A 1,628-nucleotide genomic window follows, 5' to 3' on the forward strand; every position below is an offset into this window, starting at 1 on the left:
GTCACGGCGGCGGGCCCGACGGTCAGCCGGTCGACGGGATCGACGCCGAAGTACCCCCAGCCGGGCTGGCCGCCGGTCGTCTCGAGGAAGGCGGAGCCGTCACCGTCGCGCGCTCGCCGGTAGGCGAGGAACGGATCGCTGACGGAGATGCGAGCCTCGACGGGAGTACGGTATCCGGGAGGCGTCGACGACGCGGCGTGATTCGCGTCCGACTCATCGCGTTCGCGGTCGCGAGCGGCAGCGCAAAACGAATCGAGCGTCGTCACGACGCGCGGATCGCTCATATTTCCTGGGAGGTGTGCTGGGGTAATCAGCTTGCGGTTTCGGTGTCCCGGAAAGAACCGAGTAGCGGACGAAGGAGGCCTCACGAACGGTCGAAATCGGCGCAGAGAGGCAGCGGTTCGGAGAAGAAAGGAGATCGAAGGTCGACGCGACGGTCGTTATCGGACTTCGGCGCGGTCGATCCAGCCCTGAATGCGCGTCTCGGAGATGTCGGTCTGTTCGGCCAGTTCGGCGGCGTCGGCGTCGGCGAGTTCGCCGATGGTATCGATGCCCGCGCCGGCGAGGCGGTCGGCATAGGCCGGTCCGATTCCCTTGATCTCGACGACGGGTTCCTGGTTGGTCCCCTCGGGCTCCGTTTCCGGTTCGGATTCCGCTTCCGCCTCCGCTTTCGACTCGGATTCGGCCTCCCTTTCCGTCTCTGCTTCCGACTCGGATTCGACCGCCGCTTCCGGCTCCTCCGAGTCCGGCACAGACTCGGTGTCGTCAGCCGTCTCGGATTCGGTGTCAGCCTCGGTCTCGGCTGCCGCGGCCGATTCGGGTGTCGGCTCGCTGTCGGCGGTCTCTACGTCAGGCTCTGGTTCCGCCGCTACGTCGGGTTCGGCCTCTTCGACGGGCGACTCGTCTCTCGTGTCGGCCGACTCCGCCGCCGTCGGTTCCGACGGTTCCGTCGAGTCGTCCGCCCGCGAGCCGGTCGCGGCCGACTGCGTCGGCTCGGCACTCGCGTCGTCGACCGGTTCGTCTCGATCCGCATCGACGGCAGTCCCGTCGTCCGCCGTCCCTTCCCGTTCGACCGTTACCCCGACCTCTCGAGTGCCCCCGCGCTCCGACTCCGAGTCGTCGAACCCCAACAGGGACTTCAGCTTCTGGAGGATTGCCATTATCTCGACGTAGTGGGTTCCACCACTTAAATTCGCCTGATACTGTCACAGTAGCGGCCGCAGACACCGCGTCGGCTCACAGTCGCGATCGAAGCGCTCCGTTCATCACATCGACAGGTGCGTCCCGGCCCGTCCAGATCTCGAACGCCTCGACGCCCTGATAGAGCAACATCCACGCTCCGTCGATGGTCGTCGCCCCGGCGGCGGCCGCATCGCGCAGGAGCCGCGTTTCGATCGGGGTGTAGACCGCATCGAGGACGGCCAACTCGTCGTGGAGCGCGTCCGCGGGGACCGGCGTCTCGGCCGATTCCATCCCGACGCTCGTGGCGTTGACCAGCACATCGGCGTCGGCCACGAGTCGCTCCATCTCTCCCAGCCCGTGTCCGGTCGCACGGGACACCTCGTCCGCGAGTTCGTGCGCTTTCGACTCGGTTCGGTTGGCGATCGCGACCGTCGCGCCGGCGTCGG

General features: G+C 67.2%; 2 protein-coding genes and 1 pseudogene. All 3 read right to left on the bottom strand.

Going from position 1 to position 1,628, the window contains the following annotated elements; translation table 11 throughout:
• Positions 1 to 284 (bottom strand): annotated as a pseudogene (locus PGX04_RS31025) (anthranilate synthase component I); the annotation flags it as partial.
• A 156-nt stretch (positions 285 to 440) separates the two neighbouring features.
• The gene (locus PGX04_RS31030) at positions 441 to 1,160 is read right to left on the bottom strand and encodes a helix-hairpin-helix domain-containing protein (protein WP_273742002.1); all 720 of its coding nucleotides are present in this window, start codon (positions 1,158 to 1,160) and stop codon (positions 441 to 443) included.
• Between the two features lie 76 nt (positions 1,161 to 1,236).
• Positions 1,237 to 1,628, bottom strand: a 392-nt coding sequence (locus tag PGX04_RS31035) for a shikimate dehydrogenase family protein (protein ID WP_377043767.1), incomplete at its 5' end; no start/stop codon positions are given.

The sequence above is a fragment of the Natrinema soli genome (genome assembly GCF_028618695.1).

Bases quoted from the DNA above. Each gene is read 5' to 3' on its own strand.
- PGX04_RS31030 (WP_273742002.1), bottom strand. From the start codon at position 1,160: ATGGCAATCCTCCAGAAGCTGAAGTCCCTGTTGGGGTTCGACGACTCG.